Source organism: Azospirillum sp. (genome assembly GCF_035627195.1).
GTDB lineage: Bacteria > Pseudomonadota > Alphaproteobacteria > Azospirillales > Azospirillaceae > Azospirillum.
In genome coordinates this window covers 25,460-32,219 of the sequence record NZ_DASPMG010000298.1, presented here as the reverse complement: position 1 = coordinate 32,219, position 6,760 = coordinate 25,460, and the positions used below count along the sequence as shown (strand labels likewise).

General features: G+C 69.2%; 3 protein-coding genes. 1 reads left to right on the top strand and 2 read right to left on the bottom strand.

Translation table 11 applies throughout. The features are described from left to right. Window positions 1-78: 78 nt before the first annotated feature. Together VED21_RS27295 and VED21_RS27290 are read right to left on the bottom strand one after the other, a co-directional pair. Entirely contained in the window at window positions 79-2,607 is a 2,529-nt protein-coding gene (locus tag VED21_RS27295) for an ABC transporter permease (RefSeq protein ID WP_324888019.1), read from the bottom strand. A gap of 28 nt (window positions 2,608-2,635) precedes the next feature. Continuing rightward, window positions 2,636-3,280, bottom strand: coding sequence for a DedA family protein (locus VED21_RS27290; protein WP_324888017.1), 645 nt, complete (start codon window positions 3,278-3,280; stop codon window positions 2,636-2,638). 622 nt (window positions 3,281-3,902) lie between these two features. On the opposite strand from VED21_RS27290, the gene VED21_RS27285 reads away from it, so the two are divergent. Beyond that, on the top strand, window positions 3,903-6,710 hold the full coding sequence (locus VED21_RS27285; RefSeq protein WP_324888015.1) for a PAS domain S-box protein: 2,808 nt from the start codon (window positions 3,903-3,905) through the stop codon (window positions 6,708-6,710). The last annotated feature ends 50 nt before the right edge of the window (window positions 6,711-6,760 follow it).

The following is a 6,760-nucleotide window of genomic DNA, read 5'->3' as shown; positions in this document are numbered from 1 at the left end:
AGCAGCCGCTAGGGAGTTCCCGCACGCGATGGAACTCTCCCTGTCACTCCCTGCCTTCCCATCACGCTTCAGCATCGATCAGTCGAAGGCACTGCCGCGCAGTTGCCGCAGCACGTCGCTCCGGCGCAGACTGGCCGCCAGCACGGCCCCGACCACCGCCATGGCAACGACGGTGGTCAGGAACGCGGCCACGGCAATCGTACCTCCGGGCGTGCCGCCGGTGCTGGTGACGCTCGTGACCACGGCCGTTCCGCCGAGCCAGCCCAGGGGCACCGCCACGGCCGCGACGGCGGCGCCCAGAAGGGCAAACTCCAGAATGACGGCCAGGCCCATCGGGCGCCGTCCGATCCCCAGGGCGTGCAGGATCGCCATCTCGTGGAGCCGCCGCCTCATGCTGTTGGCGATGGCTCCCACGAGGACGAGGCCGGCCGCGCCGATGGCGACAACCGACAGACCGTCCAGCAGCCCGCGGACGTGAGCGACGGTCGCGCGGAGCGCGCCCAGCACCTCGGCCGCGCGCACCGCGGGGGCGTGCGGGGAGACCTCCGCCATGGCCGCCTCCACCACGGGCACGGCCGCCGCGTCGCACCAGACGGCCGCGACGAGGCTGTGCGGCGGCGGTTCAGCCGGGGGCGAGAGGACGACCGGGAAATCCAGGTCAAGCTTCGTCCAGTCGACGCGCCGAAGGTTGGCGACCGTTGCGGTGACCGGACCGCTCGCCAGCGCCAGGCTGATGGTATCCCCCACCGCCAGCCCCAGCCAGCGCCCCACCAGGGCGTCCACCGAGGCCAGCGGCGGACCGTCGTAGCCCGGAGGCCACCACGCCCCCGCCACGATCCGGTCGGTCGCGGCGGGGCGGTCGCGCCAGGACAGGCCCCGGTCGCCGCGCACCGCCCACGCGACGGAGCGCGGCACATCCGCCTCGGTGACGGCGAGGCCGTTGACGCGGCTGATCCGGGCGTGAAGGAACGGCGCCGTTTCCACCCGGTGGACGCCCGGCCGGGCGGAGAGACGCTCGCGCACGCTTCGCGCGTCGCGCGGAGGGACGTTCAGGAAGACGACGGACGGCGTCTCGGCTGGAAGCGTCGCCTCGACGTGCCGGACCGCCGACGTTCCGGTTACGCCGACCGCCACCAGCACGGTGAGACCGACCCCCAGCGCGACGGCGACCGGGACCGTCGGTGCCCCCGGCCGCCCGAGGTTGGCGACGGCCAGCCGGACCACCGCCCGGCGGCCGCGCGCCCGGCGGCGGGCCGCCCGCGCGAGCCCGTGCCCCAGGGCCGCGAACCCGGCCGCGGCCAGCCCGGCGGCCAGGAGGAACCCTGCGACGGCAAGCGGCAGGCCCGTCCACGCGGCGAGCACACCGGCGAGCGACAGCCCGAGAACGGCAACGGCGCCGCGGGTCCGCCACCCCAGCGGTTGCCGCGGGCCGTCCGCCGGGCTGCGCCAGATCGCCCCAGGGCTGGTTCCGGCCGCGCGGGCCAGCGGCGGCAGGGCGCACAGGAGCGCCGCCAGGAGGCCCACCGTCGCGGACAGCAGGAGGGCCGGCGGATGGACGGCGCCGGCCGTTTCCGGCAGCCAGTCGAGCGGCAGCGCGCGCGCCGCCGCAATGGCCAAAGCCGCTCCGGCCGCCGTGCCGATCAGGAGTGCGGCGGCAACCACGGCCAGCGTCTGCAGCAGAAAGGCCGTGAAGAGAAGGCGTGGCGGGCCGCCCAGCGCCTTCAGCGCGGCCATGGCCGGCAAGCGCCGTGCGAAGTGGGCCGACAGCGCACGGCTGACTCCCACGCCGCCGATCAGCAGGATGGACAGCGACACCAGGAGGAACAGCGCGCGGGCGAGCTGGATCGTGCGGTCGACGCCCGGAATGCCGTGGGACGCATCGACGATCCGCCATCCGGCGTCGGGAAACCGGCGTTCCAGGTCGCGCAGGACGGTGTCGGGCCGGGCCGTCTCCGGCAGAAGGACACGGTAGTACCAGTAGACCGGCGCGCCCGGTTCCGCGAGGCCGGTCTCCGTCAGGGCCCGGCGGTCGATGACGACCCGCGGGCCGAGGGAGAAGGCGCGGAAAGTGCGGTCCGGCTCATGTTCCATCACGGCGCGAATCGCGACCTCGGCCGTTCCGACCCGCAGCCGGTCCCCGATGCCGAGATTCAGCGCGTCAAGGAGGTCGGCGGAAACCGCCGCACCCCAGAGCCCGTCCCGGCGGGCCACGGCCTCGCCGAGGGACGCGGCGCCGGAGACGGCCGCCGTGCCCACGAGAGGGTATGCCCCATCGATCGCCTTCAGTTCGACCAGGGTGCGCGCGCTGCCGGTCACGGTCCCGGCGGCCGGCCGCAGCTCCGCCGTTTCGCTGAGCGTGCCCGCCGCCTCCAGGAACGCCCGCTGCTCCGGCGTCGCCGGCGCGTGGAACAGGCGCAGGGACAGGTCGCCGCCGACGGCCTCCCGCGCGGTCGCGTGCATCCTGTCGAGCACAGCGCCGCTCAGGGATCCCACGGCGGCCATCATGGCGGATCCAAGCGCCACCCCCAGGACGACGATCCATAGGCCGCTGGCTCCACCCCGCAGGTCCCGCCACGCCAGCCTCCATGCGACGCGCAGAAAGGTCATGGAAGCTCGGCCTCTCGGAGGGCGGCGGTCAGCACCGGGGCGGCTCGCCGGAGATCGGCGGAGCGGGTGCGCAGGGTGTGTCACCCCCGTCGCGAGCAGCGCTGGGCGCCGCCGTGGCACCGGTCAGGAGTTCGTCGATGCCGACGCCCGTCGTCAGGGAATAGCCGGGCGCCATCATCAGCGGCACCCAGATGACCGCGGACAGCAGGTTGGCGGCCTGGAAGGTGCGGTGGGGCATCGCCATCATCCCGGCGGTGACCGGCACGACCGGCCGCAGCGGGCCGAGGAAGCGGGCGAAAAAGACACTCTTGCCGCCATGGCGCCGGAAGAAGCGGCTTCCTCGCTCCAACAGCTCCGGCCGCTGGCGGAAGGGCCATGCACGCGGGACACGATCGCCGAACCCCCGGCCGAGCCAATAGGACGTGGCATCCCCCAGCACGGCGCCCAGGGCGATGGCGACGTAGACCTGCCAGAAGCCGAGGGCGCCGGAAGCGACCAGGGCTCCGGCCGTGGCGATCAGCACCACGCCCGGCACCGCGAAGCCGACGAAAGCCAGGGACTCCGCGAACGCGCACAGGAAGAAAATCGCTTCGGCCCAGGAGGCGTTCGCCTCAATGAGGGCAACCCAGCGCGCCATGCCGTCCGTGAGCACGTTTCGTGCTACCTGATCCATTCAAGCTCCTTGCGAGACGGGCCGCCGAAGGAGACCTTGCCACAGATCGGCCGCGCCGTGCAGATGACGCCGCCGGCCCGTGAGTAAAGGACCTGAAGCTACGGGCGTGGGGAACTTTCGCGCGGGCGCCGTCACCAAGCGATCGGAACGAGCGTGGCATGGCCCCCTCGCCCCACGAGAACGGAGCACCCGATGACCCGCCCCCGCGCACCGCGCACGCCCAGGACCGCCGGCATGCCGCTGAACGAGCGGCAGATCGCCTCCATCGCCGGCGGCGCCGCCTGGATGTGGATCTGCGCCCAGGTGCAGGCCACATCGTACCGCAGACTCACGAATGGAATCACATTCCTAAGCTTTTTTGGGGGCCGTGGCCTGCATCTGGGCACAGGTCCACAACGCGGAGCACTCCCGGTTCACGAATTTTCTTCGTCGAACACGGTTGCTACACCACGGGCTGGAACACGACCCTGAAAGACATTACAGGAGACCGGCTCCGATGTGAGCAGAAGCACGCGTTGCGTCGCTGAGGCAACGTTCCTGCGCCCTGACTGTTTGACCACTGGCCGCGTCAAGGTGGGCGCGAGTGTTTGCGCACTCGCGCGCGCGTGGAGGGCTTGGAGCAATGTCCATTGTCCACCGCCTGCTTCTGCTTCTCCTGGCCATTGCCCCCTTTGTTGGGTTCCAGGTCTACACCCAGCTGGACCTGCGAGCCTCCCGTGAAGCGGAAATTCACCAGCAAGCGGAGCACATTCTCGACCTCCTCGAGACGGAGCATCAGCGCATCGTCGACACCCTCCAGGGCATCTTGACGACGTTGGCCACGACCGCCGCCGACGAACTTGCAGGCCCCTCCTGCCAAACGATGATGGAGCGCCTCAAGGGCAGCATTCCTGAGCACCTGACGATTGAGGTCACCGACCTGCAGGGCATCGTCCGCTGCGCCACCGACTTGCGGGCTGTCGGGGTCTTCCTGGGCGACCGGGCGAACGTCCGGCGGGCGCTGGAGACCGGCCGGTTTTCCGTCGGCGACTTCGGTGTGGCCCGCGGCATCGGCAGGCCCATTCTTCCCTACGGCTTGCCTTACGATCGTCCCGGTGGCGGACGGGGCGGGGTGATCACCGGTCTGCTCGACCTTAAATGGCTGACCGACTATCTGGCCCGCAAACCTCTGCCACCCAACGCCTCCATCTTGCTGACCGACTCCGCGGGAGTCGTCATCGCCCGGGTTCCGGAGCGCCCAGGCGTGGTCGGGGCGCCCCTTCCTGAGCGTTTCCGGCATTTCTTGCACGGCGATCAGCATGGGTTGACCGAAGTGATCGGGGTCGACGGCATTGAAAGAATGCATGCCTACTCCCCGCCGGCGGCTGGTTCCCGCGGCGTAATGTTGGGAATCGGCATCGACAAACGGGCTGCCATGTGGCCCATCGAATACGCGGCGCTGTGGTCTGCGGCGATTACGCTGCTTCTCCTGCTCCTCTCCATCGTGGGAGCCTTTTGGGGCATCGGACGCCTGTCGAGAAGCATCGAGGCGGAGCGGTCGCGGTTGAAGGCCGTGCTCCAGAACCTGCCGGTGGGGGTCGTGGTGGCGGAGGTTCCGTCCGGCCGGTTGGTTGCCCACAACTCGGCCGCAGAACGTCTGATCGGCCGCCCCATCGTACCAACCGACACCGTGGTGGAGTTCAACTCCCCCTGCCTCCACCCGGACGGCCGTCCCTATGAGTACGATGAGTGTGCGCTTGTCCGCGCAATGCGCGACGGGGACACGGCTGAGCAGGAAGAGGTGGTGTACCGGCACCCTGACGGGCACCTGCTGCCGCTTATCGTCAACGCCTCTCCGATACGGGACGACGCAGGCCGTATCTGCTTGGCCGTCATGTCGTTGTCGGACATCTCCGGACGCAAAGCCATGGAAGCGGCCCTGCGCGACAGCGAGACGCGCTATCGTGGACTGGTCGAAACACAGGCCGACATGGTGGTGCGGTTCGACGCCGAAGGCCGGTTCATTTTCATCAACGACACGACGTGCCGGTTGCTGGGACGCTCTCGTGATGCGCTGCTCGGTTCCCCATGGCGCGACGCCGTGCATACGGAGGACGTTGCCGCCATTGAGCGGGCGATCGAAGAGACCCTGATCCCACCCGACCATCGCGCGTCGGTAGAGGCCCGCATGCTCACCGTCAAGGGACCACGGTGGTTCTCCTGGGAGGGATACGCCATCATCGATGACGCTGGCCAGTGCTCTGAGGTGCAAGCGGTGGGCCGCGACGTCACTGGCCGCAAGGCCATGGAAACGGCCCTGCGGCAGGCCAAGGAGGCGGCTGATCAAGGCAATCTTGCGAAGACCAAGTTTCTGGCGGCTGCGAGCCACGACCTGCGTCAACCCATGCAGTCGATGTTCATGTTCGCCGCCGCCCTGCACCCGCATGTGGTCAGCGAGCGCGGTCGCAATGCGCTGGTGATGCTCGAGCGTGGGCTGGATGCGATGAAGGGCCTGCTCGAAAGCCTGCTCGACGTGTCACGCCTCGATGCCGATGTCATCCGGCCCACAGTTGACGACCTTGAGCTCCGGCCGGTGCTCGATCATATCGGCGCCGCTTACCAGCCGGTGGCTGCGGCCAAGGGGTTGGAGCTTTACGTCGACAGCAGCAGCGACGTCGTCGTGCGCAGCGACCGCAATCTGCTCGGCCGCATGATTCGAAACTTGGTCGAGAACGCTATCCGCTACACAGAACAGGGTTTCATCCGCCTCACGTGCCGAGTAAGCGACGGCCGCGCGCGCATCGAGGTGCACGACACCGGTATCGGCATCCCAGGCGACCAACTGGGGCGCATCTTCGACGAGTTCCATCAAGTGGGAAACGCCGAGCGCGACCGCAGCCAAGGGCTGGGCCTCGGCCTGTCCATTGTGCAGCGTTTGTCAAGGTTGCTCGACCATCCTGTCGAGGTGCAGTCGGAGCCCGACCGCGGTTCGGTATTCTCAATCACCATCCCACTGGGCGAGGCGCCGACTATCGCGACCAGAGAACCGCAAGCTCCCATACCGCAGGCCGGCCACGGTCGCTACGCCGTGCTGATAGACGACGACGCCATTGTCCTCTTGGGCCTTCAAGCCACGTTCCGGGAGTGGCAGTATCAGACGCTGATTGCAACCTCCGCCGACCAAGCCGTCGAACGCCTCAAGGCCGAGGGGCGGGTTCCAGACGTGATCATCGCCGACTACCGGCTCCGGGGCGGCGAGCGCGGCACCAACGCCGTCCGGCGTATCCGAGAGACCCTCGGCCGCCGCGTCCCGGCCATTATTCTGACTGGAGAAACCGGCCTAGACTGGCAACGCGAAGCAGCCGATCTCGGTTACGGGGTGGCATTCAAGCCGATCGCCCCCCGCCAACTTTATGAGGTGCTGCGGAAGCATCTGGGCGACGCGGCGTAATGTGGACGGCTGGACTAATGGCTCGGCGTAGTGATCATGACGGGTTGGTG